The following is a 25,658-nucleotide window of genomic DNA, read 5'->3' as shown; positions in this document are numbered from 1 at the left end:
AGCTGGGCCTGTCCTTCTTCCAGGGAAGAAACTTTCGAGAAGAGCTGGGCCTGTCCTTCTTCCAGGGAAGAAACTTTCGAGAAGAGCTGGGCCTGCCCTTCTTTAAGGGAAGCGACTTCCGAGAAGAGCTGGGCTTGCCCTTCTTTAAGGGAAGCGACTTCCGAGAAAAGCTGGGCTTGTCCTTCTTCGAGAGTAGATACCTTATTAAAGAGCTGGGTTTGCCCTTCCTCAAGGGAAGAAACTTTGGAAAAAAGCTCAGCTTGTCCTTCTTTTAAGTTTTTTATATCTTCTCGTACCTCGTTGCGAAATTCCTGCATATCACTTTTGAATTCTTCTAAGGAAGCATTGGTGCGACCAACGACACGGATAAGCTCGGTCATCATATTTTCTAAATGCTCAAAAGGTTTAGAAGACATAATACCACCCTTTAATATGATCTTTACAAGAATTCTATCATAAAAGTAAACTTACTTAAAATAGAAATATTGTAGAAAAATAAAAATTTGACGCTACAAAAGTATTTAAGCTATAATAATCAAGGAAAGTTTGGCAAAGGGGGTTTTAAAATGAAGCATATTAAATCTTTAAAAGGGAGCCTTGGTCATTTTGAAGGTAAAGGTTGCGGCAACTGCCAGGCATCCTGCCAGTCGGCTTGCAAAACTTCCTGCACGGTGGGAAATCAGGTATGCAAGAACTAACCTAAGATTAACCTAATCCTTTGGGTTAGGTTAATTTTTTTATTTAAATAAAAAAAGGAAGGGTCTATGATGCACATTTACCGCTATAAAGGAGTAAATATTGCTGTAGACGAATTTTCCGGGGGAATTCATGTTTTAGATGAAATTACTTACGAAATATTAAAAGAATATGACGGCTACCAGGGGAAAGCTCCATTAGAAGATCTTACCTTAGAAAAGGTTTTACCAAAATTAGAAGGACGTTATTCACCTGCCGAAGTGATGGAAGCATTGGAGGAAATAAAAACCTTGATTGCCGAAGGCCAGCTTTTTTCCGAGGATAAGTTTAAAGAACATTATAAGCCTCCGAAAACAGAAATAAAAGCGATGTGTTTAAACATTGCCCATGACTGCAACATGCGCTGTCGCTACTGTTTTGCTGGTACCGGGAGTTACGGGCATGAACGGGGGCTTATGCCCCTGACGATTGCTCAAAAAGCCATTGATTTTTTAATTGAAAACAGTGGGCACCGGAAAAACCTTGAGGTGGACTTTTTTGGGGGCGAGCCGCTTTTAAACTGGGAAGTGGTTAAGGCTACCGTTTTATACGGCAAAGATAAAGCTAAAGCTTTTGGTAAAAATATTAGCTTTACCCTTACCACCAATGCTCTCCTCCTTACCGATGAAGTCCGGGAGTTTTTAGCGGAGCACGACATGGGAATTGTTTTAAGCTTAGATGGCCGGGAAGAAGTTCACGATCGGATGCGACCTTTGCCCGGGGGGAAAGCATCGTACCAGATGGTTCTTACCAACATTAAAAATTTCCTGGAAAAGTGGGGAGAACGCCCTTATTATATTCGGGGTACTTTTACTGCTCAAAACCCTGATTTTGCAGAAGATTTTAAGGCTTTAGTCCGGGAAGGATTTAAGTCCATTTCGTTAGAACCGGTGGTATTACCGGATTCTTCCCACCTTGCCTTAAGAGAAGAACTTTTACCTGTTTTAAAGGCGCAATACGATGAACTTGGAGAATATCTTTATAAGCTCTGGCAGGAAGGAAAAAACGTAGAGTTTTTCCACTTTAATTTAAATCCCTATGAAGGTCCGTGCCTTCATAAGCGGCTTTCCGGCTGCGGTGCCGGTTTTGAGTATGTTGCCGTTTCACCGGAAGGAGATATTTATCCCTGTCACCAGTTCGTGGGTAAAGATGAATACCGCATGGGTAATGTGGAGGAAGGTATAATTCGTCAGGATATTCCAGAAACCTTTAAAAATGCTCATATCTATAATAAAACCGAATGTGCTTCCTGCTGGGCCCGGTATTACTGCAGCGGCGGCTGTCACGCCAATAATTTGAATATGACCGGGGACGTTCTAAAGCCCTATAAAACTTCCTGTGAAATGATGCGAAAAAGGGTAGAAATAGCTTTATATCTTACCTTGAAAAAAGAAGGTCTTATTTAAAGCCCCAGAAATGGGGCTTTAACCTTTTTGGAGCTGATTTCATAACTTAATAGTAGGTGAGACTAAATTCTTTTAAAAAGGAGGTAGTAAAGTTGGTTATTTCAAATCCCCTCCCAATTTCAGTTGGTGCAGGACTTTCCCTGGATGTGGAATATATTAAACCCCGAGAACAGCTATTAAACGGCCGGAAAATTTTAGTTTACCCGGTAAAATTTATTTGCGGCTTTATTCCAAACCCTTCAGAACCTCCAGAGGCAACATTGCCACCGGGTGAAGAGCCACCTTTAAAGCCTGCAAATTATGCCACGGCGATCAATGTAATAAACCTGACCGATCATACAGTCACCTTTACTAAAAAGGCGGTAATCGCACTACCGGAAGGAGCACACAATTATCCAATAATTGGGGATAAAATAACAGAAACATTACTTCCCAACGCTGCACTGGAAATCGATTGTAGCGATATTGTAAATAATCTCCTTGCTGGAAAAACTCTTCCGCCAGTCACTTTATTAAAAGGCTTTGTGGTGATCGAACTTCCAAAAACCGTAAGTTGCTTGAAAGATTTTCAACCGCTGGAGGTAGTAGCAATTTATACCGCTCTTCATAAACAATTTGTTTTATCAAGTGTTTAGGGCAGGGTTTTCCCTGCCTTTTACATTTTTTGCTTGGACATAGTCGAAAATTTTTGGTAAAATATTAAAAGATTCTTGGCAAGTGGAGGTTATAAATGAAGTTTTTAAGAAAAGGCTTACTTTTGCCAGCACTTATCATAACAATTAGCTTATTTATCCTGGGACAAAGTTTTGAAGAAAATAGAGAGATAGCCAAAGTAAATAGTTTTTCCACTGCGTTGTTGGCCAGTATAGACCCAAAGCTTACTTTGGTAACTAAAGCTAAAGAAAATACCTTGAAAACCAAGACTTCCGTTCGAAAATCCAAAGCCGATGTTCAAAACCCCAAAAAAGCTTCCCGTAAATTGCGGTTAATAGCTTCCCGGGATGAAGGTGTTAGATTTATTTGGCCTGCCCGGGGGGGAATTAACTCCCCCTTTGGCGAGCGCTGGGGTAGGATACATGAAGGCATTGATATTGATGGCTCTACCGGGGATCCGGTAAGGGCTTCGCGGGATGGTGTTGTAACTTTTGCCGGCTGGGAAGATGGTTATGGTAAGCTTATTGTCTTGGACCATGCCGGGCCTTATAAAACCAGGTACGGCCACCTATCGAAAATTTTGGTTCGCGAAGGCCAAAGAGTAGAAGCGGGAGACATAATTGGGTTAATTGGTAGCACCGGCCGTTCTACTGGTTCTCACCTGCATTTTGAAATACTAATAAATGGTAATCCAGTAAATCCGTTAAAATATTTACCCTAAGAACGATGGGCCGGCAGTAGCCGGCTGTTATAGTTTTTTATTTCTTAATTACCGACGACTTACCACTAACCACTGACCACAATTATGGCCGGCTCCTGCCGGCTTAATTTATATCTTTGTTAAGATTTTAACTTTTCTTGCAGGATTAACGAAAAGAAAAAAGAATTATATAAGTAAAAAGCCAAAGCAAGGGGAGATAATATGAGTATTTTGCAATTAAGAGCTAAAAAGCGGCAGCAAAAAATAATTTTATGGACCGTTGCGGTGGTTCTTGGTTTGGGTCTGATAGCCTCTTCCGTTGCCTGGACTATTGGTAATAGCTCAAATATTAATCAAAACCAAAATAACCAGGTAATAGACCCGGCGATTGCTTTAGAGGCGGAAGTCCTGGCAAACCCTACTGATGTTAATAAAATGTATCAACTGGCCGTCACCCTCTTTGATAAAAGTACTCCCGAAGGTTACTTAAAAGCTGCGTATTATTTTGGGAAAATTTTAGAGCTCAATAGCACGAACGTTCCGGTAATGGTGGACCGGGCTATTGCGCTTTTTTACCTGGGCCAGGTGGATGATGCGATAAAACAGGTGGAAGATGCCTTAAAAATTGACCCAAATCACGTTAAAGCTCATTTTAATTATGGTATTTTCCTGGGTTACGGTAAACAAAAATACAAAGAGGGAATTGCTGAACTGGAAAAGGCTATAGCGTTATCGGATCCTACTTCCGCAGATGCTCAAAATGCGAAAAAAATCATAGAAGAGTTTGAAAAAAATCTTAACAAAAAATAAATTACCAGAATTTTAAACTATAATTAAAATTTAAAATATTTTATAATCAGGTAAAAAGGCCCCATAGAGGAGGAGATCCCCATGCGGGCTTTATTTTTTGACCGAAAAAGAATAATTGGGTTATTGTTACTTGTGTTACTCTTTTTAAGCCAGATGCCTTTTGCAACAAAACATTCGTTAAAACAGAGCTTTACAGTTTTTAGCTTTAAGTTACTCGGGTATAAAGTTTATAACTACAGAGAGGTAACGGTACTAAGTAAAAACCCTCTTCCCCGGGGTTTTTTACCCAGAGTAAATAACCTTTTTTCTAAAGAGAAAAAATATTTTTCCTATCAAGCTAAAAACCGGGCGGTAATTGTATTAACTTCTAATAATCTTAATTCTTATGGCTTGTTTGCCCTGCCCTCCCAGGGGTACTATTGGGAAGGGGTTATTTATCTTGCAAACGATTGGGAAAGCCAGGCTTTAGCCCATGAGATATCCCACCTTTTAATCGACATTAAAACCGGGGGCAAACTTTCCCGCTATTTACACGAGGGAGTTGCCCAGTGGGCGGAAGTAGCCTTTGGTGAAGCACCGGCATTTTGGGGGGATGAGGAGGAAGTCTTTTATAGTATTAAGGAACTGGAAAAAAATCTTGATAGTGAAGAGAACCAGTATGCAGCTTATCGCCAGAGTTATTATTTTGTTAAGTTTTTGGAAGCAAAAAAAGGCCGGGAAGGTCTACTACGTTTTCTTGAGGAGACAAAACGAAGCGGGGAAGCAAAAGCTTTTCTAAAAGTTTACGGTCAAGAGGAAAAAGAGATTTTTTCTAAGTTTTTAAACTGGTACCAGAAAGAAAAAGTAAAAGCGGAAGCGTTAACTTCCGCTTTTTAAATAGCTTTTGCTTCTTCGGATAAAGCCTTTAAACAATCGGTGCAAATGAGCTTTCCTTTGTAGTGATGGACGTTTGCAGCGTTACCGCAGAAAATGCAAGCCGGTTCATACTTTTTGAGAATAATTTTTTCGTTGTCTACGTAAATTTCCAGAGCATCCTTTTCTTCGATGCCCAAAGTTCTTCTCAGCTCAATGGGGATTACTACCCGGCCCAGCTCGTCTACTTTTCTGACTATTCCGGTAGATTTCATTATGAATTCTCCTCCTTTATTATTGCAATTTTCGACAAAATTTTTTCAACTAAATATTACCAAAGTTAACTCTAATAGTCAATAAGGTTTGTCCAATTTTTTTTAAAAAATTCTTAGCAGTTGACGGTTAATTTTAAGTTTGGTACGATATCACCAAAAAGTACCGGTAAGGCAGGAGGCGTGTTTTAAATGGGCAAAAGCTTTTATATAACCACACCGATTTATTATCCCAGCGATAATTTACATATCGGCCATGCGTATACTACCGTGGCAGCGGATACGATGGCTCGCTTTAAACGGATGACCGGTTATGATGTCTGGTTCTTAACCGGGTCCGACGAACACGGCCAGAAAATTGAAAGAAAAGCTAAAAGCCAGGGACTTTCTCCCAAAGAATACGTTGACCCCATCGTCGATAGTTTTAAACATTTATGGAAGCTTTTAGATATAAGCTATGACGACTTTATCCGTACCACCGAAGAGCGGCACAAAAAAGTGGTACAGGCGATTTTTCAAAAGCTCTACGACCAGGGAGATATCTATAAGTCGGCCTATGAAGGATGGTACTGCACGCCCTGCGAAGCTTTTTGGACCGAGGGCAAACTGATTGACGGCAAGTGTCCGGACTGCGGGCGCCCGGTAGAGTGGACCCGGGAAGAAAGCTACTTTTTTAAGATGTCCAAGTATGCCGACCGGCTTTTAAAGCACATTGAAGAAAATCCGGAGTTTATAGTTCCCGAATCCCGGCGTAACGAAATGATAAATTTTATAAAGCAGGGGTTAGAAGACTTATGCGTCTCCCGGACCACTTTTAACTGGGGAATACCTGTGCCGTTTGATAAAAAGCATGTGGTATATGTTTGGGTGGATGCCCTTACCAACTACATTTCTGCTTTAGGTTACGGCACCGATGATGACCATCTTTTCCAAAAATACTGGCCGGCGGACGTTCATTTAGTTGGGAAAGACATCGTGCGTTTCCACACCGTTATTTGGCCAATAATTCTTCTTGCTTTAGGGGTTGAGCTTCCCAAAAAAGTAGTGGGGCACGGTTGGTTTGTTTTGGAAGGGGGTAAAATGTCCAAGTCCAAAGGAAATGTTGTGGACCCGGTGAAATTAATAGAAAAATACGGAGTGGATGCGGTCCGTTACTTTTTAGTGCGGGAAATGCCTCTGGGGCTTGATGCGGTGTATTCCGAAGAAGCGTTAATCAACCGGATAAATGTTGATTTGGCCAATGACCTGGGTAATCTTTTAAATCGTACGCTGTCCATGTTAGAAAAGTTCCTTGGAGGAGAGATACCCCTTCCTTCTGAATATGAGGAAATTGATCGGGAAGTAATCGAACTGGCTTTAGCTTTACCGGTGGAGACTGAAAAATTAATGGATAAATTTGACCTTGCCGGAGCTCTTGCTAATATCTGGCGACTGGTAACCCGGCTTAATAAGTATATTGACGAAGTAGCCCCCTGGAGTTTAAACAAAGAAGGCAAAATTGAGCGGCTTAAAACGGTTCTTTACGTAGTGTTGGAAGGCTACCGGTTTATTACCGTTCTTTTAAAACCGGTAATGCCCAACTTCCCTGCTAAAGTTTCCGCCCAGCTTGGAGTTAACGACGAATCCCTCTTTACCTGGGAGTCGCTTTCCAACTGGGGACGACTTCCGGCAGGAGTAAAAACCAAAAAAGGCGAGCCTTTATTCCCCCGCCTCGATCCTGAAATTTTATTAAAGACTACCGACGACCAACTACTGACCACTATTAATGCAGGAACGGCTGCTACCGACAAAAAGGAGGAAAAGACCGTGACCGAACAAGGGGAAGAAAAATCTCTCATTACCATAGACGAATTCTCCCAAATTGATTTAAGGGTAGCCAGGGTTCTTGAGGCTGAACGGGTACCCAAGACCGATAAGCTTTTAAAGCTTAAAGTTACTCTCGGGGACGAAGAGAGAACGATTGTGGCAGGTATTGCCCAGTACTATGAACCGGAAGCCCTGGTAGGAAAACAGTTAGTGATTGTTGCCAACCTAAAACCGGCAAAGCTTCGGGGTATTGAATCCCAGGGGATGGTTTTGGCAGCATCCGGTAATGGCAATCTCCAGGTACTATTTGTTGATGACCAAATCCCCCCGGGGAGTAAGGTAAAATAAATTAAAAAACAGGAGAAGGAAGGCTTATGCTCATTGACAGCCATGCTCACTTAAACGACCAGAAATTTAAAGACGATGTGGAAGAGGTTATAAAGCGTGCCCGGCAAAACGGGGTGGAAAAAATTATTACCGTAGGCTATGATCTTCCTACTTCGGAAGAAGCGGTTAGGCTTTCGGAAAAATATCCGGAAATTTATGCTGCTGTTGGAATTCATCCCCATGATGCTAAAGCCCTAAATGATCGGGTTTTTAGCCGTTTAGAACAGCTTTTAGACCACCCCCGGGTAGTGGCTTTAGGGGAAATAGGCCTTGACTTTTACCGGGACTTATCTCCCCGCGAGGTCCAGCGGGAAGCTTTTATCCGCCAGCTAAAACTTGCCCGGGAAAAAGGAAAGCCAGTAATAATTCACGACCGGGATGCTCACCAGGAGGTGTTTGATACCTTAAAGGAACACGCTCTTGGGCTTCCGGGGGTGATACATTGCTTTTCCGGTTCGGCAGAGCTTGCTTTAAGGTATATTAAAGAGCTTAACTTTTACATTTCCTTAGCGGGGCCGCTTACCTTTAAAAACAACGTCAAAGGTAAAGAAGTGGCTAAAAAAGTACCTTTAGAGTATCTACTGGTGGAAACCGATTGCCCTTACCTTACTCCGGAACCCTTTCGGGGAAGGAGAAACGAGCCGGGGCTGGTAACATTGGTGGCCGAAGAAATTGCCCGGATTAAAGGCATAGCCAAAGAAGAAGCCTTCCAGGCTTTAACCGAAAACACTTCAAAGTTATTTAATTTATAATGTTTTTATTCTAACTTCCAACTTCTGACTTCTAACTTCTAACTTCTAATTTGGGGGGATGGATGGTACATGGGGAAGGAAAAGGGGCTTGTCCTGGTCTTTACCGGAAACGGTAAGGGGAAGACCACCTCGGCTTTAGGGATGGCTCTAAGGGCCTGGGGTCAGGGAATGCGGATTTTAGTTTTACAGTTTATTAAAGGTGGCTGGAAATACGGAGAATTAAAAGCTGCCGAAGCTTTAGGGGAACGCTTTGTGATGCGCCAGATGGGCGAAGGCTTTTTATCCGAAGAAAAATTTGACGAGCATCGTAGAGCTGCCCAGGAAGCTTTGGAGGAAGCAAAAAAAGAGATTCTATCGGGAAACTGGGATATGATTATCCTTGATGAAATTATTTACTCCGTTGGCTACGGCCTTGTAGATGAAGAACAGGTATTGGATTTAATAAAAATTAAACCGGAAAAACTGCACCTTGTTTTGACGGGAAGGAATGCTTCGGAGCGGATAATTGAAGCTGCCGATTTAGTATCGGAAATTCGGGAAATAAAGCATCCCTACCAAAAAGGTATTCCTGCCCAAAAAGGAATAGAGTTTTAAAACTAACCCCTAAACCCCTGTTGGCGGTTTAGGGGTTAGTATTTTTTTAAATCGGCGTTTTTGGAGAAAAATGGCGTCTATGTAAATTGTATTTTTAAAAATCCTGAAGAAACTCTTTTTAACATTGTAATACTTCTTCATACTTTCCTGTACGGGAGTAGATAGTTGGTTGTAAAACCGAAAAGAATGGCATATAATGTAGTAAGGTTTTTTGCCTGCAAAAGCAGGAATTAATTGGCAGTTAGAAGAATAATTTAAAAGGGGTGCTAAATTTCCAACCTCTTCTAACATAAGGTGGTGAATCGATGAAAGATTGGTATATACCCGATGTTAAAGCCCTAGCTTTACCCCGGTACCGCAAAAAAACCGGAGTTCTGTGGTTGGCGTTGGGGCTAATTTTAATCTTGGCTTTAAGTGTTAGTTATTATTTTTATCTTGTTAAGGAAGTTACCATTGTTGATGACGGAAAAACGGTGGTTTTAAAAACAAAGGCAGCAACTGTAGAGGAACTTTTAACCGAAACCAAGCGGACCTTAGGGCTGAAGGATACCATTAATATGCCCTTAACCGCAAAGTTAAAAGAAGGAACAAAGATTGTTATTAACCGGGCGAAGCCGGTAAAAATAAAAGTAGATGGCCGGGAAATTGAAATCTTGACGGTTGCCAAAACCATTGCCGATGCCATTAAAGAAGCCGGAATTACCGTAAATTCTCAGGACATCGTGGAGCCTTCTCCTGCGGAATTAGTTGGGTTAAATACCGAAGTAAAAATAATTCGGGTTAAGGTGGAAGAAAAAACAGAGGAGGTAGTTCTTGCCTACCGGACAATTAAAAGGCCTTCAAACAGTCTTTTTAAAGGCCGGACAAAAGTTTTAACCAAAGGGAAGACGGGTCTTGCCCGCACCTACTATAAAATTACTTACTATGATGGTAAAGTAGTGAAAAGAGAAGTTATTAAGCAGGAAGTGGTAAAAAAACCGGTGGATGAAGTAATATTGGTTGGAACCAAAAATACCGTTTCCCGGGGTGGAAGAATTATAAGATTTTCCCGGGTAATTGATGTAGTGGCCACTGCTTATACCCATACCGGTTACCGGACTGCTACCGGTGTTTATCCCCACCGGGGAGTGGTGGCGGTGGACCCGGACGTTATACCCTACGGGACCAGGCTTTATATCGATGGTTACGGTTACGGTACTGCTTTGGATACCGGTAGTGCTATTCGCGGAGCAAGGATTGACCTCTTCTTTGATACTTACGGAGAAGCGATTAGCTGGGGTCGAAGGTATACTCGCGTATATGTGTTAGAATAAAGGCAGGAAACTGCCTTTTTTTGTTTATAATAAAAGGTAGTAGGTGGTACGTGGTTGGTCGTTGATACCGACGACTGACGACTGACCACCATTATCGTAGACCAATTTCGAGGTTTGAAGTTGGAAATTAGAGATTGGAAATTAAAAACGTATAAAAACGTATAAAGGAGTATGCCATGAATCTCTGGTCGCCAACTACTTTAAAAGAAATTTTAGCAAGACATAACCTTACCCTGTCCCACGGGTTAGGACAGCATTTTTTGACGGATTTTGGGATTTTAGCTAAAATAGTGGAGAAAGCAGAAATTACTAAAGACGATGCGGTATTGGAAATCGGGCCCGGTGCCGGGGTGCTTACGCGGCTGTTAGCCCAAGCAGCTAAGTACGTAGTGGCGATTGAAATAGACAAAAAGCTTCTGCCGGTACTGGCGGAAACCACCGGAGACCTGGGGAATATAGTGGTGGTAAATGCCGATGCCCGGGAGATTAATTTTGACCGGGTGATGGCGGAACAAACCGGCGGTGAATTTGGTTTTGAGGGGAAACCCTACTTAATTGTGGCCAATTTGCCTTATTACGCTACCAGTCCCTTAATTTTTAAGGTGTTTGAGGAAGGCTACAGGGTAAGTTCCATGACCTTAATGATGCAAAAGGAAGTTGCGGAAAGGATAACGGCAAAACCGGGGAGTAAAATCTACGGAAGTTTATCGGTGGTCTGCCAGTACTTTTCGGAGCCGAAAATCGTATTAAAAGTACCGCGGACGGTCTTTTTCCCTCCGCCGGAAGTGGAGTCGGCGGTGGTAAGATTTACTTTAAAAGAAAATTCTCTTACCTCCGAAGAACGGCTAAGATTTTTCCAGGTAGTGCGAGCGGCGTTTGCTACCCGGCGGAAAACCATTGCCAAATCTTTATCCGGGGCTTTAAATTTAAAGCGGAATTATGTGGAGGAAGTACTTTTAAAAGTAGGGATTAAACCCGACTTACGGGCTGAACAAATACCCCCTGAAAGTTTCTATCGTCTAAGCCAATTAGTGGCAGATGGTAAGTGATATGTGGCCGGTAAACTGACGACCGACCACATATCACCCACCATCGTTATAGTAGGGTCGACTTCTGTCGACATAAAATAATTGGCAGCTAAAGCTGCCCTATAAAAGTAGTGGTCACTTTTTTTAATTACGACCTACCACATACCACCGACCACCATTAAGAAGGGATATACATGGCGCGAAAAAAAGAAGATTATTTTATAAGCCCGACTAAAGGAATTATGAGTTTTTCCCGGGTGATGGAAGATATTGAAGAATATATTGCCGGCCTTCCTACTTCATCGTATAAAATAATCATTGGCTCCGATTCCCAGGCAAAAAACAACGAAACGGTGTTTGTAACGGCTATTGTCGTTCACCGGATCGGTAAAGGGGCTCGCTACTACTACAAGAAAAAAAGCGAGCGGCATGTGGTAAGCCTCAGGCAGAAAATTTTTTTTGAAACGGCCTTAAGCCTGGAAGTGGGAAGCCAGGTGGCCCATTACTTTTCCGAACACGGCCGGGCGGAGCTGCCCGTGGAAATCCATATCGATGTGGGAAATAGTGGCGAAACCCGGGAGCTCATTAAAGAGGTAGTGGGGATGGTCTTGGGTTCCGGCTTTACTCCTAAAATAAAGCCCGAAGCGTATGGAGCAACCTCGGTGGCTGATAAGTATACAAAATAATAAGTTACTTTCGCAAAAAGCCCTCTTGCAGCGTTTGCAAGAGGGCTTTTTTTAGGATTGCCCCTGGAGGACTATTGCAAGGTCGGTTGGACTACCGGTAGTGGTGGACTTATATGCTACTCTTACATAACGTAAGAAAAGGTTTGCTGTAAATGCCGTAAAATCTCCGGGATTTAAGGTTACTTCAGCCGAGTCATCTAACCAGTCAGTGTTGTTGGGGCTTATCTGGAGCTTTACGGTAGCTGAATTGGTGGTGCCGGTATTTTTCACAAACATAGTGTAGGTCGCTATGGTTGATACGTCCTGGGCGGTAGAGCCGGTGTAGGTATCAGTGGTGGTTGCGGTTTCGCTGTACTCGGTAAAAGAGCGGATTGTTGCGGACAAAAGGTTTCCGCTAGCATCGGTTTTAATGGCCCGATTCTGGGTGCCGTCGTAACCGTAAATAAGGATGTTGTCTTGGGTGTTGGAAAGATTTCTGATATCAAAGTCAGTAGCGGTAATGTTTAAAGCGGTGGCACCATCGGTGTAAACGGCTATGTGACCGGAACTATTGGTTTTAAGGACCTGGTTGGCAGTACCATCATTGCCGTAAACTAAGATACTATCGGTGGAATTTGTTAAAGGTCTGATATCCGGCCGCCCCGTATTATCAGTTTTAAGGGGTCGCACGGTGGTACCGTCAAAGCCGTAAGTTTGGTTTTTTAGCTTTTCCGGTTGATCCTGCAGAATTTTAAAGTTGGGCATATAAAAGGACCTCCTTTTACTAAGATTCGGGTATTCTGATTTATCGTATGAAAAAAAACAGCAGTTGGTTACTAAACCAATGAAAGGCAATTTGAATAAATTAAAGTAGAGGGGGAATGAAAAATGATCAAAACTATAAAACCACCAAGAAGTGATACGTACGTAGTTTACCCTTATTTATACGGTTCTACCTTTTGGCAAAAAGAGCTACTTGTGGGAAAGGCTTATAATAAAGTCTACCGTTCATACCTCCTCTTTGACCTGACCGGTCTTGAAGGTTATGAGATAAGGTCAGCAACTTTGTCTTTATATCTTTTTTTTAATTCGTCCCCGGTAACTAGCAAATCTTTAAAACTCTTTCGGGTGATTTCTTCCTGGGATGAAAAATTTCTTAACTGGAACAACCAACCTTTCGTTGCTCTACCTGAGGAAGGCGAGGCTATTATTACCGGCGAAGTAAACACCTTTATTGATTTTAACGTTACAAACCTGGTAAGAAATTGGCTAATTGGGGATAGTGCCAATTTTGGAGTGCTTTTACGGATGGCCAATGAGATCCAGAATAATTTAATTGGATTTAAAAGCCGGGAGGAAGGCTATTCCGATTACTGGCCAAAGCTCACAATACATTATATTCGAAATTTAAATAATAAAATCGACCAAAAATTTATTGTTGAGTCCGGAATAAATTGGAATTTTCTTCCTGCGATAGATGTTTTAACTTTAAATTATAGCTTTATTATTGAAAATATCGGAAATACCCCCGGAGAGGTTGTTTTGGAAGTTGGCGCTGATGGTATTTCCTGGGTAAGGGATAGCGAAGTAAAACTGGTATTACCAGGGCAAATCTTAATCTTAATTCCCAACGTGATTACCCGATATGCCCGGGTGGCTTATCGAGGTTCTAAGTTTAAAATTTATTTTCAAGGACGAAGTTTTTAAAATTTCTTTTTAATTAACCCATAAAAAAGTGTAAGGGTAATTAATTTCACCAATATTTTTAAGATTGAATATTTTAATAAAAAAGAGTAAAGGAGGTTAAATTAATGATTTCAGTGGGCGATATAGTTGCAAGGAAGTCTTATGGAATGGATGTTTACTTTCGTGTAATAGAGATTTATAAAAAACATAATGTAGATATAGCCCATTTAAAAGGAATAGATGTCCGTTTATGGGCGGATGCTCCTTTATCTGATTTAGTGAAAATTAACACCGCCGATTATCAAAGATATCTTAATCGGGTTGTAGCGCTAGTGCGCGAAAAAAAAGAATGCATTCATAAAGAAAGAAATCTTAGATATTACATGCGGGGAAACCGGGGCGAACAGTACTTTAAAAGGCCAGGAGCTGTCCTCCATTTAGATGGTGACCCGGAATATCTGGAAATGTGCTTAAACACTTATAAAGAATTAAATATCCCGGCGTATGGTTATGTAGTGGCGGAAAAAGACCAGCCCCGTCTTGTTGAAGAACTTTATTTCAAACATTTACCGGACATTATAGTTTTAACAGGACATGATGCCCTTATAAAAAATAAGGCCGACTTCCATGATTTAAATAGTTATCGGAATTCTCGCTACTTTATTGAAGCAGTTAAAATTTTAAGACAAAAAATAGATCGAGATAAAGATAACCTTGTTATTTTTGCCGGTGCTTGTCAATCGTATTTTGAAGCCCTCTTAGAAGCAGGTGCAAATTTTGCAAGTTCCCCGGAAAGAGTTTTAATTCATGCTTATGATCCGGTTTTTGTTGCGGAAAAAATAGCTTATTCGTCAATTTATGATCCTTTAACCGTAAGAGAGGTAGTTACAAATACCATTACCGGTGCCAAAGGCATTGGCGGAGTAGATACTCGCGGAAAATTAAGGCTTGGTTTTCCGATGATTTAGGAGGTAAATTTGCATGAATAGCGATAAATTTGAAAAAGGATTTTTTGAAGGGAAAAAACTCGGGTATACCGAAGGTTTTGCCGAAGGTTTTGAAGCTGGTTACGAAAGAGGATTGGCAGAAGGTAAAGTTTTGGGTTTTAATGATGGTACACTTTCGATTTTAACCATGGAGGAGCATAAGCTCTGGCATGAATTTTTAATTCTAATGAAAAAGTATGGAAATGAAATAACCATTAATGGCCCAAAAAGTTTAGAAATTAAAACTCTCCTAAAAAAACTGGGAATAACTTTAAGAGAATGATGGGAGGGCTAACTATTGGTGCTAGCCTCAATAATTATTATTTCCTATAATGAAGGGCAATGGTTACGAAAAACTGTTGAAAGTTTTCTTGCGGCAAAGACCGGTATACCTTTTGAAATTATAGTTATCGATGATGGTTCTACAGACCAGAGTACAGTTTTTTTAAACTCCAGTCGGTATAAAAATGTTGACCTAATAAAATTACCGCGTTCAGGTGTAACTAAGGCCAAAAATGTAGGGGCAAATAAGGCACGAGGAGATGTTCTTATTTTTTCCGATGCTCATATTTTGGTTGAAGATTTCTGGTTGGAAAAGATGCTGGAAGACCTTCAAGAAAAAACTATTTTATCCCCTTTAGTAGTTTCCTTATTAGAACCCCAACGGGTTGGGATGGGGCTTACCTTTAATAATGAACTTTTACCCTGCTGGCGAAGTTATACGACAAACTCGATAGAAAATGTTCCAGTATTACCGGGGGGATTTATGTTAATTAAAAAAAGTGATTTTTTTACTCTTGGAGGATATGATGAAGGTTTAAAAATCTGGGGGTACGATGATTGTGAATTTTCGCTGCGGGCCTGGCTTATGGGGTTTAATTTACTGGTTACCCCCAGGACAAAAGTTTTTCATTTATTCCGCAGCGGGCAAACTTATAAAGGATATAATGAAAACGTCTTGTTTAATTTAGGACGACTTGCTTGTTTGCATTTTAAACCCCAAAGAATTGTAAAGGTACTGAACAAAGTTGGCCGTTTCCCCTTTGGAGCAAAAATAATCGAAGATTTAGCATACGAGCAAAAGCTCTGGCAGCAACGGGAACATTATTTAAAAGTAAGAGTTAAGGACGATGACTGGTATTTTAAAAGATTTGGAATTGATTTTTAAAATTTAGGAGGTTCTTTTACCCCCAAAGATTCATAAATTAAAAAAAGGGGGTATTTTTATGTTTTCGATCATAATAACCTCGAAAAATGAAGGTATAAATCTTAAGAATACAATTTTTTCTTTAACCCATAACCGGGTGGGGAAACCCTTTGAAATAATTGTAGTAGATGATGGTTCAACCGATCACTCCACCGCTTTTCTTGAAAAAGATTCAAGATATAACCAGATAAAACTAATAAAAACCGAAGGTATTGGTCTTGCCCGGGCCAAAAACTTGGGAGCTAAATATGCTTCGGGCAAATACTTAGTCTTTTCCGATGCGCATATGAGCTATCAGACTTTCTGGTTGGACCATTTAGAAGCATTTTTGGCGGAAAAAGATGTCGGAGGTATATGCCCGGCGATTGCCTCCCTGGCCGAGCCCGAGCGAATTGGTTACGGGCAGACTATTTCGCCGGAGTTTCGCCTGACCTGGCTTGCCAATCCCGGGAAAGTTGCTGAAATTCCTATAGTACCCGGGGGACTTATGGTGATAAAAAGCAAGGTGTTTTTTGAGGTCGGGGGTTTCGAAGGATTAATGGAGAGGTGGGGCTGGGAAGATGCTGAGCTGTCCCTGCGACTCTGGCTTATGGGGTACCGCCTCTTGGTAGTGCCTGAGGTTGTTGTTTATCATTTATTTCGTGAGCGTCAACCTTACCCTACCAGCAGAAAAGCTGCTTTAAAAAATCTTTTTATTTTAGCCCTGAACCATCTAAGCGAAGAACGGGTGAAAAAAATTTTAAAGCTTTATAGCCGCTGGTCGGATTTTCCCGAAGCTCTCGGGGAAGTAATATTTTCCTATCCCTGGACAAGAAGGCAGGAACTATTTAAGGCCAGAAAATACGCTGACGACTGGTTTTTTCAGAAATTTAAAATTGTGTTTTAAAAGAAAAATCCCCCCAGCATTGAGGGGGGAATTTTTTATGGGGTTCCGGTAACTTGCGGTGGCGGACAGGATGTGCATTCATTATACGGAGAATCGGGGTTATCCTGACACCAGGATGGGCATTCGGTAGTTTCCACATAATCGGGGCATTCTCCTGCCGGAGGTCCTTCGCCGGGGGCGCAGAACTCGGGCGGGCAGAGAGGTAAGCATACCACGGCTTTGCAGTGCTTAAACGCCATAAATTCTTTTTCCACAATTACTCTTATGCGCACCACAGGGGAGCCCGTGCATTGCCCCTGACAGGATCCGGTGGTATCCATTTCAACGGTGGCAAAAATTACATGGAGTTTAGTAGCGGTTGCACATTCTTCTTCACAGCAGTCACATTTGGCAACGATGCAGTCGGTTTTAGCTAATGGTATGTTTACATCAAAATCAAATTGTTCGTCGGCAGTACCTACCTGGGTCTGGTTATCGAATTCGTAAAGAACCCTTACCCTATAGGTACCTTTAATGTTCATGCAGCCGTTAACCTGTTGAACGGAAATAATGTTTAAATCATAAACAATAGCTTTTAAAATACATGCGTCAATTGGAATGCAATTGCCGTTGGTGTCTTTACACAGGATATGGGTGTTGTGAAAGCACTTTATTCCTGACTCGGTAACCGCGTCCATAACCACCGGACAGCAGTTTACTTCAACCTGGCGCATGTAATTTCCTCCCTTCCAAAGCTTTTATTTGTTCGGTGCTATTGTATAATATGACGTTTTTTTGAAAAGGGTGCGGTGAAGAAACCTTTAAAAAATTTTTTTCATATTCTATAGCAAAGAAAGAAAAGGGAGGTGCTGGTTTATGACCGAACGCCACCACCGGCGCTGTGCTGCCGCTTTCCTGCTCTTTTTGCTTTTCTTAGTTTTACTGGATGAAGACTGCTGTTAGATGCGCCAGACCAGCTTATTTGCTACTTTCGGTGGTCTTCCTTTTTCCCCTCCTTTTCCGGAGGGAGTTCTTTTTTTGGGGGTTCGGAAGTTTGAGATAAAAAATTTGTCAAAAGGCTCATTAGAGCGGGATTTAAATTACCTCCACTCCCACCTTTGCTTTGCATCAGGGATGTTAAAAGAGGAAGCAGGCTGGTTAGCTCACCGGGGGGTATAGGGCCTGGAACCGCTCCTTGAAAGCTTATCGGGGAGATCCGGTGGAGAACGAGATTTGTTACCGCGGTAATATTCAGCAAAAGCATGGTGAGTAAAACCTTATCAGTATCAATTCCGCGTTTACTTTCAAGATCAAGAAGGTAAAGCAAGGTGTCGATTAAAGAGCCTCTACTTTCTTTTTCCTCTGCCATTTTACCACCTCAACTTATCGGTGTCTTTTAACAGCATATGTTTTAAAAGATTATTTTAGAACTCATAGTAACCTAATTGCCCTAAAATTCATAAGTTAAATTAGACAGAGTAAAAGGAGGGACGCTAATGTCAATGAATGGAAGCAACCAATGGTTCTTGTTTTTCATTCTCATCCTGTTGATCTTTGGGCTAAATGACCATGATGATGAACATGAAACTTGTACCACTGCAGAAAAGGAGGTAGTGTAATGGGCTTCATGAAGAAAAGAATGGATTTCTTCTTCTTCCTAATCCTCATCCTCCTGCTCTTTGGTATGGAGGAATAAAAGTTGGTTAAAGTTACTATGAAAGGAGGTCACCGTATGGGCTACAACGGCAACCATGAACATCAGCATAGGCCAATGAACTTCTTATTATTCTTTCTTTTAATCCTCTTACTATTTGGAATAGAAGATTAATCCTATTTTAAAGCCCTCCCTGGAGGGCTTTATTTATAAAAATTAGGGAAGAAGGGATAGATATGAACTTGGATAAACTTGTGGAAATGTTAGATAAGGCCTTAAAAGATGAGAAAGAGGCGGAGCTTTTTTACACGGAAGTATTAAAAGCGACTAACGATTATTTGGTGCGGGAAGCTTTTGTTGAGGCAAGACACGATGAACGGGAACATATTGTAAAAATTTCCGATTTATATCGGGATCTGACGGGTAAAAGCCCGGTAATTACCGGGGTTTTGCCGGAAAAAGTAACCAATATTAAAGAGGCGGTGCAAAAGGCAATTAAAGGGGAAGAAGCGGCAATCAGGGATTATTTAGAGATTATAAATTATTCCACTTTAGAAAAAGTTGACCGGGTAATTTATGAAATTAGAAACGATGAAATAGTACACCTGGAAAAATTTCAAGCCCTTTACCATACCCTTTAGAAAAATGTGACCCTCTCAGATTCCAGGAATGGAATTGAGAGGGTTTTTTAGCTTAGCCAAAGAGATTAAAAAGATTGCTTAACGGGGAGTTAGAAAGATTTTTTTCTACCTCTTCGGCTATTATTTTTTGAGCTCTTTTAGCTGCTAAATTAAAGGTTTCTTTTAATAGCTTTTCTAAATACTCCACTTTTTCCTCTTTAAAGAGGGACGGACTTATTTTTATTTCCATAACTTCCATAAGCCCGTTTAAAACTACTTTAATTCCGCCGCCGGGGCTTACCGTTTCAATTTTTTTAGCTAAAAGTTCCTTTTTCCCCTGAGCTAAAAGTTTGTCTAAATCCAATTTTTCCACCTCCTGTTTACCCTTTAATACCATATTATGCAAAAGAAGAGGAAAAGAACCCCGGCTTTTCTTTATTCATATTTTAATAGTGGGGGTGAAGTTATGGAGGAGGCGGTAAATGCTCTGCCGGAACAGGCATCGTTTAATTTTGTAACGAATAAAAACTTAAAAATCCTCTTAATCATTGTTGTTTTAATTGCCCTATCGGAAGATATGGAAAGACACATAAGATCAATAAGCTTTACGCTGGATACGGTAAAGAAAACTTTATCAACGATAAGCTTTACCATATCCAATCTACGGGAAATCCTGGAGTATAAGCCGGACAGTAACCCCGAAGGAGTTAATTGAATATTATAAGGTAGAAACCAAAAGGAGGGAGAAAGATGAGCTGGAGAAATAACGAATGGATGTTTTTCTTCCTGTTCATTTTAGTTCTCTTCGTATTAAATGAAGACTAACTTTAAAGCCCGCCTCTCCGGCGGGTTTTAAAGTATAAAAAAAGGGACAGTCCCCAAAATTACCGTTAAAGTATAATTTTAGGGACTGTCCCGAAATTATTACTTGCCGCAAAAGTGCTGGACCCAGAGCTTGCCGTAACGGCCCCCGGGGACCGAAGCTACCCCGATATGAGTGTAGCGGGGGTCTAAAATGTTGGCCCGGTGGGTGGGGCTGTTCATTAAAGCGTTAAAAGCCCGGTCTACCGTAGAGTTTTGCGCTAAGTTTTCCCCCCCAATCCACCGGTAATCTTTAATGCCATAAGCTATCATCATGGTGGAAGGTTTACCGTAAGTGGGAGAGATATGGCCGAAGTAACCGAGTTTGGCCATATCTTCAGCTTTGAGCCGGGCAGTTTGCACCAGGCGCGGATCGACCGCTAAAGGCTTTAACCCGTTTTTTATTCGGGCCTGATTGGTTAGCTCTAAGAATCTTTTTTCATCAGCGGTCAGCACTATTCCCTGAGTATTGGTGGCAACCGAGGCAGAAGGCACGGAAGTTACCGCAGGAGTATTTTTTGGTACGATTACAATATTCAAGGTATAAGCGGAAACGGGAACAAGGGTAGCTACTACAAGAAAAAGCGCAAGCAAGGTAATCGTGATAAATTTTTTCATGTTACCCCTCCTGTCTTAATTATAAAAGATAAAAATGATTAAATTAATCCATAAAATTCTGGAAAAACGTCATGAGCCGCAAAATCATACTATAAATTAAGAAAAGAAGGAGGTGAAAAAAATGGATATTTTAAAAGAGCAGTTAAAGGTCAATATTTTCGTGGGGGAAGCGGAAAAAGAGCTAAAGTTAATGAGCTTGATAGAGCTACCATACTACTTACCGCCAATAGGGAAAATAATAAGAGCCTATGCTGAAAGTAAAATTCAAAAGGCTATGGTGGAAAATGGCAAAGTAAGGATTAACGGGGTTGTAACCGTTCATATATACTACTCCGCTCAAAACCGGCACGATGAAGTTTTCCATTATGAAAAAAATCTACCTTTTGAGGATTTACTGGATTTACCGGGAGTAAGCAAAGGAGATCTGGTGAAGGGAACTTCGGAGGTCATAAATTTTAAAGCAAATATAACCGATGAGGGGGAAAAGTTGTCGGTCGAAGTAACTCTTAAAAATAAGGTGCGGGCGGTAAAAACCACCGTATTGGAGGTGATAACCGACGTACCGGATAATTTACTTCCCGAAAAGACTTTAATTAAAGTAGATGCAGTAATTGGGATGGGAGAAAAGGAAAAATCCTATCAAAGCCGGGTTAAAATTCCCAAAGATAAACCGGATATTGATGGTGTTTTAAATATTACCGGGGAGTTTCGGGCTAAATCGGCGAGAGCTTTAGCCGGAAAAGTGGTGGTGGAAGGAGAAATTGAAGCCAAAGTCACTTATCACCATGAGGATCCCGAATATACGGTTCGTTTTACCATTCCCGTATTTGAATTTATCGAAGTGCCATTGGCCGAAGAAGGGATGATGGGCGAGGTAAACGGTGAAATTTTAGAGATAAAAGCAGGAAAAATTGGCAATCGGGAGCTTAGAATTGAAGCAAAGCTAAAACTTCTGGCTCAAGCTTTAATGGAAAAACAATTAAGAGTAGTTACCAGACTCACCGGTGCCGAATACACCACTAAAAAGCTTATAGCCGAAAGGGTGGTGGGTGAAAATACCGCCCAGACTACAGCTCAAAGAGAATGGAAACTTGATGGGGAGGTAAAAATCCTCCATATCCATCAGGAAAAAGCCGTGGTGAAAACTTCGCGCTTAACCGATGGAGAGAGCGAAATTCAGGGCGAAGCAATGCTTGGGGTAATGTATTTGCCGGAAGGCTCGGAGGAAATCCGCCATCTTGATATAAACGTACCCTTTAAACTTACCGTGAGCATTCCCGGAGCCAAACCCGGCCAAAATCTTTATACCTGGCCGAAGGTGGAATACGCCAACGTAAAAGTGATCGAGCATTGCACCCTTCAAGCTGAAGTGGTGGTCCGGGTAAGAGCAAAAGTTACGGAAACCGTATCCCAGGATGTTGTAACGGAAGTAGGAGAGGTGGCGGGAATGCCTCCGGAAACGATGGAGTACGTAATAAAACCCGGTGATACTTTTTATAAAATAGCCAAGAAAATCGGCGTGCCGGTGGAAGAAATTATAAAATTAAATCCTGGGAAAGACCCGCAAAAGCTAATGCCCGGTGATGTTATCTTACTGCCGGTAAGCCCGGGCCCGCCGCTGGGATAAATTTTAAAGCGGGCGGAAATCCCGGTTTCGCCTAAGGGGCTTCCTCAACGAAACGATTGGGATTTCTTCCCGCTTTATTTATAGTTTTATTTGCAGATAAAAAATTTATGCAGATGAAAAAAATGTAGAAAAATTTGCTGAAATTGCAGTATTTAAATAATAATTATTATTAAGTGCATTGATTTTTAGACGTGAGACTAATATAATGAAAATAACAAAATTTTCCCTTGAGGAGGTTTTTGAAATGGGCAAAACCAGGGATAATTTGCTGGCGGCTTTTGCCGGCGAGAGTCAGGCGCGAAATAAGTATACTTTTTTTGCAGCGGTGGCCAAAAAAGAAGGTTTAGTGGAGGTTGCCAAGTTTTTTGAAGAGACTGCCCAAAACGAAAAAGAGCATGCCGAACAGCTTTTTAAGCTTTTAGGGGCTTTAGGGGATACTGCAGCAAACTTAAAAGCGGCCATGGAAGGCGAAACTTACGAGTATGCCGATATGTATCCGGAATTTGCTAAAATTGCCCGGGAAGAAGGAGAGATTGAGGCGGCCGAGTTATTTGAGAGGCTGGCAACTATCGAAAAGTTTCACGCCCAGCGTTACCAAAAGCTTTTGGAGATGGTAACTCAGGGGAAGCTTTTAAAACGGGATACGGCTATTCGCTGGCAATGCAGTGAATGTGGCTTTATCGTTGAAGGTACGGAGCCACCGGAAGTCTGCCCGGTTTGTAAACACGCTAAAGGCTACTACATGCCTTTAAGTGAAAACTATTAATGGTGGTAAGTGACCTTTTGGAAATTAGAAGTTGGAAATTGGAAGATAGAAAATGAAAAACTTATAAAGCTAATTTATATAACATTAAATCTATTTTATTCAAACCTCCAAAATCTAATTTCTTACTCTAAAAAGTTCCGTCTTATGAATTTAATTAAAAGGAGGTATATCAAATGCTTTTTAAATGCTCGGTATGCGGATTTATCTGGGATGGGGCTGATGCCCCGGATAAATGCCCAAAATGCGGTGCGCCCAAGGAAAAATTCAATCAACTGGAAGAGGATGTAGCCCAACTTGTTTTAAAGTCCCGGGAAACCAACGATATACATATGAATCTTGCTAAACACTTGGCAATTGTTGCTGAGCTTGCTCAAAGGGGTCTGGAAATTAAGTTAGACCCTGGTTGCGTCGATATTTTTGAAAAGGCTACGAAAGCCGCTTATGAGCTTCGGCAAATGATAAAAGCCGAGCTTGCTACCCACATGACCAAGCAGAAATGGGGGTAAGGACGGTGGTAGGTGGTAAGTAGTAGGTGATAGGTGGTTAGTGGTAGGTGGTAGGAAAAAATTATTATACGACCACCGACGACCGACGACCGACCACCGACCACTTTATTCATACTGACCACCGACGACCTACCACTGACCACAACAAAGTGAGGTTGATAAGATGAAAATTGTGATTGTTGGCGGGGGGATTGCGGGGGTTTCAGCAGCTGCCGCTGCCCGGGAGGTTAGCGATACTGCGGAAATTACCCTTATTTCCGCTGAAAAATACTATCCCTATTACCGCCTAAAGCTTTCGGAATATTTAAGTGGCGAGCTGAAGGAAGAAAGCCTTTTGCTTCACCCTCCTTCCTGGTATGAGGAAAGGAAGATCAAAGTAATCCTGGGGAAAAAGGTTACCGGAGCCCGGTTGGAAGCCCGGGAGTTAACTTTGCATGATGGGACTGTAATACCCTTTAGCAGTTTGGTGCTAACAACGGGAAGCTATGCCTTTAAACCTCCGGTGCCCGGTGGGGACCTTCCCGGTGTTTACACCTTAAGGAATTTGGATGACTTAAAGGCCATCCGTGACCGTGCGGAAAAAGCCCGGAGAGCGGTAGTAATAGGTGGGGGAGTATTGGGACTGGAAGTGGCGTATTATCTCGGCAAAAGGGGAGTTCGGGTAGGGGTTGTAGAACATAACGACCGCTTATTACCCCGCCAGGTGGATGAAGAAGGTTCCAAAATTCTTTCCAGAGCTGCCCGGGAGGCAGGGGTAGAACTTTATCTTGCAAGGGACGTAGACCGGATTGAAGGTATCGAACAGGTAGAAAAGGTAGTATTTAAGGATGGAAGTTCAGTAGCAACGGATATTGTGGTATTTTCAACGGGGGTTCGGCCTTACTTAGAAGTAGCAAATATGCTAACTTTAGGCATTAATCGGGGGATTATAGTGGACAAGTATATGGCTACTTCCCGGGAAAACATTTATGCAGCCGGTGATGTAGCCGAGTTTGAGGGGCAGATGCCGGGCATTTGGCCGGTGGCAATGGAGCAGGGGAAAGTTGCCGGGGCTAATGCTGCCGGAGCATCTAAAATTTATACTCCTATTCCTCCTCAAAATGTTTTAAAGGTTTTTGGGAAAACCGTTTTCAGTATAGGAACGGTTATGGGTGAAGGTGTAACTTCCCGCAGGGAAAACCAGGGAGATAACTTCCTTAAGTATTACTACAAGGATGAAAAACTTGTAGGGGCGCTTTTAATAGGTGATGTAAAGCTTGTAAATGAAGTAAGAAAACTTTTTTCCTAAAAATATTATGGGAGGCAGCAACAGTTAAGCCAAACTATGCAGAATAGTGCCATAATACTTACTCAGCAAGGGATAAAGTTTAATTGTACAAAATCGTAAGTGTGGTGAAAGCCGTGAAGCAAGTCATAACAATTCAGGCACGGCTATTTCCGAAGATAGAAGAAAAAGAAGGTTTAGATAACTTAATGCGAAAGTGGAACTCCTGTAAGAGATATGCTTATAACCGGTTGCTTGAAGGAAAAGCTCGAAAAGAACTGAAGAAAGAACTGCAAAGCCTCTTTGGATTGAATTCCAGATATGCAGACGATGCTATTCTTGAAGCTAAAGAAGTTTTGCAAAGTATCAGAGAACTTGGAGAAAACTCACGCAAGGTTATCTTTGGCGGGAAAGACCTGTTTTTTAAACTAAAAAGCAAGCATTTAAGCAGCAAGCAAAGGCAAAAGTACAAAAAAGAGTGGGAAGATAAACGCAAAGGAACTCTTTTCTCCAGAGGGGATAAAACCAAGCAGGGAAACTTAAATTTAAGAGTTATCGAAGAAAATGGCCAATTTTTTCTAAGGATAAATACAGGCAGCAGAGAATGGTTGTTCGTCCAGTTTAAAAGTTCTCATAAGAAATGGAGAAAGTTTGCAGAAGCAATGCTAAATTCCTGTCCTTACAGCGTTCGTTTGCAGAGGAAAAACAATAAATACTATGCTTATATTTCTTTTGAAGACGACTTGCCAAATACAGCAATAGATTTCAGCAATGGAGCTATCGGGATAGACTTAAATGCTTTTCCATCACACATAGCCTGGGCTGAAATAAAGAAAAACGGCAATTTAGAAAGCTTTGGGGAAATTCCTACACCACATCTCTGGGACGGGAGAAAAGAAAAAAGAGATTACTTTGCATGGGTATATGCCAACGAAATTGTAAAATTAGCCCTTGAGAAAAACAAAGGCATCGTAATAGAAAAGTTAGCGATAAAAGACAAAGGCTACCGGGGAGATTACAAGGG

The 25,658-nt window shown here is 41.5% G+C and carries 31 protein-coding genes; 24 read left to right on the top strand and 7 right to left on the bottom strand.

All coding sequences use genetic code 11. From position 1 onward, the window contains the following. Nucleotides 1-416, bottom strand: a 416-nt coding sequence (locus CARFE_RS0111095) for a hypothetical protein (protein WP_210432957.1), incomplete at its 3' end; no start/stop codon positions are given. Nucleotides 417-566: 150 nt separating this feature from the next. On the opposite strand from CARFE_RS0111095, the gene scfA reads away from it, so the two are divergent. The 6 genes from scfA (at nucleotide 567) to CARFE_RS0111065 (ending at nucleotide 5,181) form a co-directional block, all read left to right on the top strand. After that, nucleotides 567-698, top strand: coding sequence for a six-cysteine ranthipeptide SCIFF (scfA, locus tag CARFE_RS15995; protein WP_011345494.1), 132 nt, complete (start codon nucleotides 567-569; stop codon nucleotides 696-698). 66 nt (nucleotides 699-764) lie between these two features. Next, complete coding sequence (gene scfB / locus CARFE_RS0111085) at nucleotides 765-2,141, top strand: thioether cross-link-forming SCIFF peptide maturase (RefSeq protein WP_028052805.1); 1,377 nt, start codon at nucleotides 765-767, stop codon at nucleotides 2,139-2,141. A gap of 92 nt (nucleotides 2,142-2,233) precedes the next feature. Continuing rightward, complete coding sequence (locus tag CARFE_RS0111080) at nucleotides 2,234-2,776, top strand: hypothetical protein (RefSeq protein ID WP_028052804.1); 543 nt, start codon at nucleotides 2,234-2,236, stop codon at nucleotides 2,774-2,776. A gap of 95 nt (nucleotides 2,777-2,871) precedes the next feature. Continuing rightward, nucleotides 2,872-3,516, top strand: a complete 645-nt coding sequence (locus tag CARFE_RS15735; protein ID WP_051250294.1) for a M23 family metallopeptidase — start codon at nucleotides 2,872-2,874, stop codon at nucleotides 3,514-3,516. Nucleotides 3,517-3,717: 201 nt separating this feature from the next. Continuing rightward, entirely contained in the window at nucleotides 3,718-4,305 is a 588-nt protein-coding gene (locus CARFE_RS15730; RefSeq protein WP_011345490.1) for a tetratricopeptide repeat protein, read from the top strand. Nucleotides 4,306-4,386: 81 nt separating this feature from the next. Then, nucleotides 4,387-5,181, top strand: coding sequence for a peptidase MA family metallohydrolase (locus tag CARFE_RS0111065; RefSeq protein ID WP_028052803.1), 795 nt, complete (start codon nucleotides 4,387-4,389; stop codon nucleotides 5,179-5,181). Here CARFE_RS0111065 and CARFE_RS0111060 read toward each other — a convergent pair. Then, the gene (locus tag CARFE_RS0111060; RefSeq protein ID WP_456064305.1) at nucleotides 5,178-5,435 is read right to left on the bottom strand and encodes an AbrB/MazE/SpoVT family DNA-binding domain-containing protein; all 258 of its coding nucleotides are present in this window, start codon (nucleotides 5,433-5,435) and stop codon (nucleotides 5,178-5,180) included. The genes CARFE_RS0111065 and CARFE_RS0111060 overlap by 4 nt on opposite strands. A 186-nt stretch (nucleotides 5,436-5,621) precedes the next feature. On the opposite strand from CARFE_RS0111060, the gene metG reads away from it, so the two are divergent. The 6 genes from metG (at nucleotide 5,622) to CARFE_RS0111030 (ending at nucleotide 11,995) form a co-directional block, all read left to right on the top strand. Continuing rightward, nucleotides 5,622-7,583: a methionine--tRNA ligase gene (gene metG / locus CARFE_RS0111055; protein ID WP_028052802.1), complete on the top strand. Its 1,962-nt coding sequence runs from the start codon at nucleotides 5,622-5,624 to the stop codon at nucleotides 7,581-7,583. A gap of 26 nt (nucleotides 7,584-7,609) precedes the next feature. Next, nucleotides 7,610-8,374: a TatD family hydrolase gene (locus CARFE_RS0111050; RefSeq protein ID WP_028052801.1), complete on the top strand. Its 765-nt coding sequence runs from the start codon at nucleotides 7,610-7,612 to the stop codon at nucleotides 8,372-8,374. A 69-nt stretch (nucleotides 8,375-8,443) separates the two neighbouring features. Then, nucleotides 8,444-8,968 (top strand): cob(I)yrinic acid a,c-diamide adenosyltransferase, encoded by a 525-nt coding sequence (gene cobO, locus CARFE_RS0111045; RefSeq protein WP_028052800.1) that lies wholly within the window; start codon nucleotides 8,444-8,446, stop codon nucleotides 8,966-8,968. A gap of 305 nt (nucleotides 8,969-9,273) precedes the next feature. Further along, on the top strand, nucleotides 9,274-10,281 hold the full coding sequence (locus tag CARFE_RS0111040; protein WP_051250293.1) for a 3D domain-containing protein: 1,008 nt from the start codon (nucleotides 9,274-9,276) through the stop codon (nucleotides 10,279-10,281). Nucleotides 10,282-10,457: 176 nt separating this feature from the next. After that, nucleotides 10,458-11,330 carry a 16S rRNA (adenine(1518)-N(6)/adenine(1519)-N(6))-dimethyltransferase RsmA gene (gene rsmA / locus CARFE_RS0111035; protein ID WP_034542075.1) on the top strand — a complete coding sequence of 291 codons (873 nt, stop codon included), beginning with the start codon at nucleotides 10,458-10,460 and terminating at the stop codon, nucleotides 11,328-11,330. Between the two features lie 173 nt (nucleotides 11,331-11,503). Next, nucleotides 11,504-11,995 carry a ribonuclease H-like YkuK family protein gene (locus tag CARFE_RS0111030; RefSeq protein ID WP_011345481.1) on the top strand — a complete coding sequence of 164 codons (492 nt, stop codon included), beginning with the start codon at nucleotides 11,504-11,506 and terminating at the stop codon, nucleotides 11,993-11,995. 51 nt (nucleotides 11,996-12,046) lie between these two features. Here CARFE_RS0111030 and CARFE_RS0111025 read toward each other — a convergent pair whose 3' ends face one another. Continuing rightward, nucleotides 12,047-12,739, bottom strand: coding sequence for a DUF6385 domain-containing protein (locus tag CARFE_RS0111025; protein ID WP_028052797.1), 693 nt, complete (start codon nucleotides 12,737-12,739; stop codon nucleotides 12,047-12,049). A gap of 123 nt (nucleotides 12,740-12,862) precedes the next feature. On the opposite strand from CARFE_RS0111025, the gene CARFE_RS0111020 reads away from it, so the two are divergent. From CARFE_RS0111020 to CARFE_RS0111000, 5 genes are all read left to right on the top strand, one after another. Further along, nucleotides 12,863-13,681, top strand: a complete 819-nt coding sequence (locus tag CARFE_RS0111020) for a DNRLRE domain-containing protein (RefSeq protein ID WP_028052796.1) — start codon at nucleotides 12,863-12,865, stop codon at nucleotides 13,679-13,681. 104 nt (nucleotides 13,682-13,785) lie between these two features. After that, on the top strand, nucleotides 13,786-14,628 hold the full coding sequence (gene yabG / locus CARFE_RS0111015; protein ID WP_028052795.1) for a sporulation peptidase YabG: 843 nt from the start codon (nucleotides 13,786-13,788) through the stop codon (nucleotides 14,626-14,628). A 13-nt stretch (nucleotides 14,629-14,641) separates the two neighbouring features. Next, nucleotides 14,642-14,929, top strand: coding sequence for a hypothetical protein (locus CARFE_RS0111010; protein ID WP_028052794.1), 288 nt, complete (start codon nucleotides 14,642-14,644; stop codon nucleotides 14,927-14,929). A gap of 18 nt (nucleotides 14,930-14,947) precedes the next feature. Beyond that, complete coding sequence (locus CARFE_RS0111005) at nucleotides 14,948-15,814, top strand: glycosyltransferase (RefSeq protein WP_245570790.1); 867 nt, start codon at nucleotides 14,948-14,950, stop codon at nucleotides 15,812-15,814. Between the two features lie 58 nt (nucleotides 15,815-15,872). Further along, a complete protein-coding gene (locus CARFE_RS0111000; RefSeq protein WP_028052792.1) occupies nucleotides 15,873-16,739 on the top strand; it encodes a glycosyltransferase family 2 protein in 867 nt (288 codons plus the stop codon). Nucleotides 16,740-16,774: 35 nt separating this feature from the next. On the opposite strand, the gene CARFE_RS0110995 is transcribed toward CARFE_RS0111000, so the two are convergent. Together CARFE_RS0110995 and CARFE_RS0110985 are read right to left on the bottom strand one after the other, a co-directional pair. Beyond that, nucleotides 16,775-17,452 (bottom strand): hypothetical protein, encoded by a 678-nt coding sequence (locus CARFE_RS0110995; protein ID WP_011345473.1) that lies wholly within the window; start codon nucleotides 17,450-17,452, stop codon nucleotides 16,775-16,777. 251 nt (nucleotides 17,453-17,703) lie between these two features. Beyond that, nucleotides 17,704-18,087 carry a hypothetical protein gene (locus CARFE_RS0110985; RefSeq protein ID WP_011345471.1) on the bottom strand — a complete coding sequence of 128 codons (384 nt, stop codon included), beginning with the start codon at nucleotides 18,085-18,087 and terminating at the stop codon, nucleotides 17,704-17,706. A gap of 521 nt (nucleotides 18,088-18,608) precedes the next feature. Here CARFE_RS0110985 and CARFE_RS0110970 point away from each other — a divergent pair. After that, nucleotides 18,609-19,013 (top strand): ferritin family protein, encoded by a 405-nt coding sequence (locus CARFE_RS0110970; protein ID WP_011345470.1) that lies wholly within the window; start codon nucleotides 18,609-18,611, stop codon nucleotides 19,011-19,013. A 52-nt stretch (nucleotides 19,014-19,065) separates the two neighbouring features. Here CARFE_RS0110970 and CARFE_RS15040 read toward each other — a convergent pair whose 3' ends face one another. Beyond that, nucleotides 19,066-19,356 (bottom strand): YbaB/EbfC family nucleoid-associated protein, encoded by a 291-nt coding sequence (locus CARFE_RS15040; protein WP_034542074.1) that lies wholly within the window; start codon nucleotides 19,354-19,356, stop codon nucleotides 19,066-19,068. Between the two features lie 102 nt (nucleotides 19,357-19,458). Here CARFE_RS15040 and CARFE_RS0110960 point away from each other — a divergent pair, with 102 nt between their 5' ends. After that, complete coding sequence (locus tag CARFE_RS0110960) at nucleotides 19,459-19,707, top strand: hypothetical protein (RefSeq protein WP_028052791.1); 249 nt, start codon at nucleotides 19,459-19,461, stop codon at nucleotides 19,705-19,707. Nucleotides 19,708-19,916: 209 nt separating this feature from the next. Here the strand turns inward: CARFE_RS0110960 and CARFE_RS0110950 are convergent, their stop codons facing one another. Beyond that, complete coding sequence (locus CARFE_RS0110950) at nucleotides 19,917-20,471, bottom strand: CAP domain-containing protein (protein WP_028052790.1); 555 nt, start codon at nucleotides 20,469-20,471, stop codon at nucleotides 19,917-19,919. A 121-nt stretch (nucleotides 20,472-20,592) separates the two neighbouring features. Between CARFE_RS0110950 and CARFE_RS15725 the strand changes: the two genes are divergently transcribed. The 5 genes from CARFE_RS15725 to CARFE_RS0110920 all read left to right on the top strand — a co-directional run. Further along, nucleotides 20,593-22,098: a DUF3794 and LysM peptidoglycan-binding domain-containing protein gene (locus CARFE_RS15725; protein ID WP_051250292.1), complete on the top strand. Its 1,506-nt coding sequence runs from the start codon at nucleotides 20,593-20,595 to the stop codon at nucleotides 22,096-22,098. 244 nt (nucleotides 22,099-22,342) lie between these two features. After that, nucleotides 22,343-22,864: a rubrerythrin gene (gene rbr / locus CARFE_RS0110935; RefSeq protein ID WP_028052789.1), complete on the top strand. Its 522-nt coding sequence runs from the start codon at nucleotides 22,343-22,345 to the stop codon at nucleotides 22,862-22,864. 173 nt (nucleotides 22,865-23,037) lie between these two features. Further along, entirely contained in the window at nucleotides 23,038-23,370 is a 333-nt protein-coding gene (locus tag CARFE_RS0110930) for a rubredoxin-like domain-containing protein (RefSeq protein ID WP_011345463.1), read from the top strand. A 163-nt stretch (nucleotides 23,371-23,533) separates the two neighbouring features. Continuing rightward, nucleotides 23,534-24,658 (top strand): NAD(P)/FAD-dependent oxidoreductase, encoded by a 1,125-nt coding sequence (locus CARFE_RS15030; protein ID WP_051250291.1) that lies wholly within the window; start codon nucleotides 23,534-23,536, stop codon nucleotides 24,656-24,658. Between the two features lie 83 nt (nucleotides 24,659-24,741). Then, nucleotides 24,742-25,658, top strand: a 917-nt coding sequence (locus CARFE_RS0110920) for a transposase (protein ID WP_245570789.1), incomplete at its 3' end; no start/stop codon positions are given.

Origin of the sequence: Carboxydothermus ferrireducens DSM 11255 (assembly GCF_000427565.1) — a bacterium.
GTDB classification, from domain to species: domain Bacteria; phylum Bacillota; class Z-2901; order Carboxydothermales; family Carboxydothermaceae; genus Carboxydothermus; species Carboxydothermus hydrogenoformans.
The sequence above is the reverse complement of the archived record's forward strand: the minus strand, read 5'-3'. Positions and strand labels throughout refer to the sequence as shown.

Excerpts from the sequence above, each read along its gene's own strand:
- CARFE_RS0110995 (WP_011345473.1), bottom strand. The coding sequence starts at position 17,452 with ATGCGCCAGGTTGAAGTAAACTGCTGTCCGGTGGTTATGGACGCGGTT.
- CARFE_RS15030 (WP_051250291.1), top strand. The coding sequence starts at position 23,534 with ATGAAAATTGTGATTGTTGGCGGGGGGATTGCGGGGGTTTCAGCAGCT.
- cobO (WP_028052800.1), top strand. The coding sequence starts at position 8,444 with ATGGGGAAGGAAAAGGGGCTTGTCCTGGTCTTTACCGGAAACGGTAAG.
- CARFE_RS0110950 (WP_028052790.1), bottom strand. The coding sequence starts at position 20,471 with ATGAAAAAATTTATCACGATTACCTTGCTTGCGCTTTTTCTTGTAGTA.
- scfB (WP_028052805.1), top strand. The coding sequence starts at position 765 with ATGATGCACATTTACCGCTATAAAGGAGTAAATATTGCTGTAGACGAA.
- CARFE_RS0110985 (WP_011345471.1), bottom strand. The coding sequence starts at position 18,087 with ATGGCAGAGGAAAAAGAAAGTAGAGGCTCTTTAATCGACACCTTGCTT.
- CARFE_RS0111065 (WP_028052803.1), top strand. The coding sequence starts at position 4,387 with ATGCGGGCTTTATTTTTTGACCGAAAAAGAATAATTGGGTTATTGTTA.
- CARFE_RS0111050 (WP_028052801.1), top strand. The coding sequence starts at position 7,610 with ATGCTCATTGACAGCCATGCTCACTTAAACGACCAGAAATTTAAAGAC.
- CARFE_RS0110970 (WP_011345470.1), top strand. The coding sequence starts at position 18,609 with ATGAACTTGGATAAACTTGTGGAAATGTTAGATAAGGCCTTAAAAGAT.
- CARFE_RS0111040 (WP_051250293.1), top strand. The coding sequence starts at position 9,274 with ATGAAAGATTGGTATATACCCGATGTTAAAGCCCTAGCTTTACCCCGG.
- CARFE_RS0111000 (WP_028052792.1), top strand. The coding sequence starts at position 15,873 with ATGTTTTCGATCATAATAACCTCGAAAAATGAAGGTATAAATCTTAAG.
- yabG (WP_028052795.1), top strand. The coding sequence starts at position 13,786 with ATGATTTCAGTGGGCGATATAGTTGCAAGGAAGTCTTATGGAATGGAT.
- rbr (WP_028052789.1), top strand. The coding sequence starts at position 22,343 with ATGGGCAAAACCAGGGATAATTTGCTGGCGGCTTTTGCCGGCGAGAGT.
- metG (WP_028052802.1), top strand. The coding sequence starts at position 5,622 with ATGGGCAAAAGCTTTTATATAACCACACCGATTTATTATCCCAGCGAT.
- CARFE_RS0111010 (WP_028052794.1), top strand. The coding sequence starts at position 14,642 with ATGAATAGCGATAAATTTGAAAAAGGATTTTTTGAAGGGAAAAAACTC.
- CARFE_RS15735 (WP_051250294.1), top strand. The coding sequence starts at position 2,872 with ATGAAGTTTTTAAGAAAAGGCTTACTTTTGCCAGCACTTATCATAACA.
- scfA (WP_011345494.1), top strand. The coding sequence starts at position 567 with ATGAAGCATATTAAATCTTTAAAAGGGAGCCTTGGTCATTTTGAAGGT.
- CARFE_RS0111030 (WP_011345481.1), top strand. The coding sequence starts at position 11,504 with ATGGCGCGAAAAAAAGAAGATTATTTTATAAGCCCGACTAAAGGAATT.
- CARFE_RS0111025 (WP_028052797.1), bottom strand. The coding sequence starts at position 12,739 with ATGCCCAACTTTAAAATTCTGCAGGATCAACCGGAAAAGCTAAAAAAC.
- CARFE_RS0110960 (WP_028052791.1), top strand. The coding sequence starts at position 19,459 with ATGGAGGAGGCGGTAAATGCTCTGCCGGAACAGGCATCGTTTAATTTT.
- CARFE_RS15730 (WP_011345490.1), top strand. The coding sequence starts at position 3,718 with ATGAGTATTTTGCAATTAAGAGCTAAAAAGCGGCAGCAAAAAATAATT.
- CARFE_RS0110930 (WP_011345463.1), top strand. The coding sequence starts at position 23,038 with ATGCTTTTTAAATGCTCGGTATGCGGATTTATCTGGGATGGGGCTGAT.
- rsmA (WP_034542075.1), top strand. The coding sequence starts at position 10,458 with ATGAATCTCTGGTCGCCAACTACTTTAAAAGAAATTTTAGCAAGACAT.
- CARFE_RS0111020 (WP_028052796.1), top strand. The coding sequence starts at position 12,863 with ATGATCAAAACTATAAAACCACCAAGAAGTGATACGTACGTAGTTTAC.
- CARFE_RS15725 (WP_051250292.1), top strand. The coding sequence starts at position 20,593 with ATGGATATTTTAAAAGAGCAGTTAAAGGTCAATATTTTCGTGGGGGAA.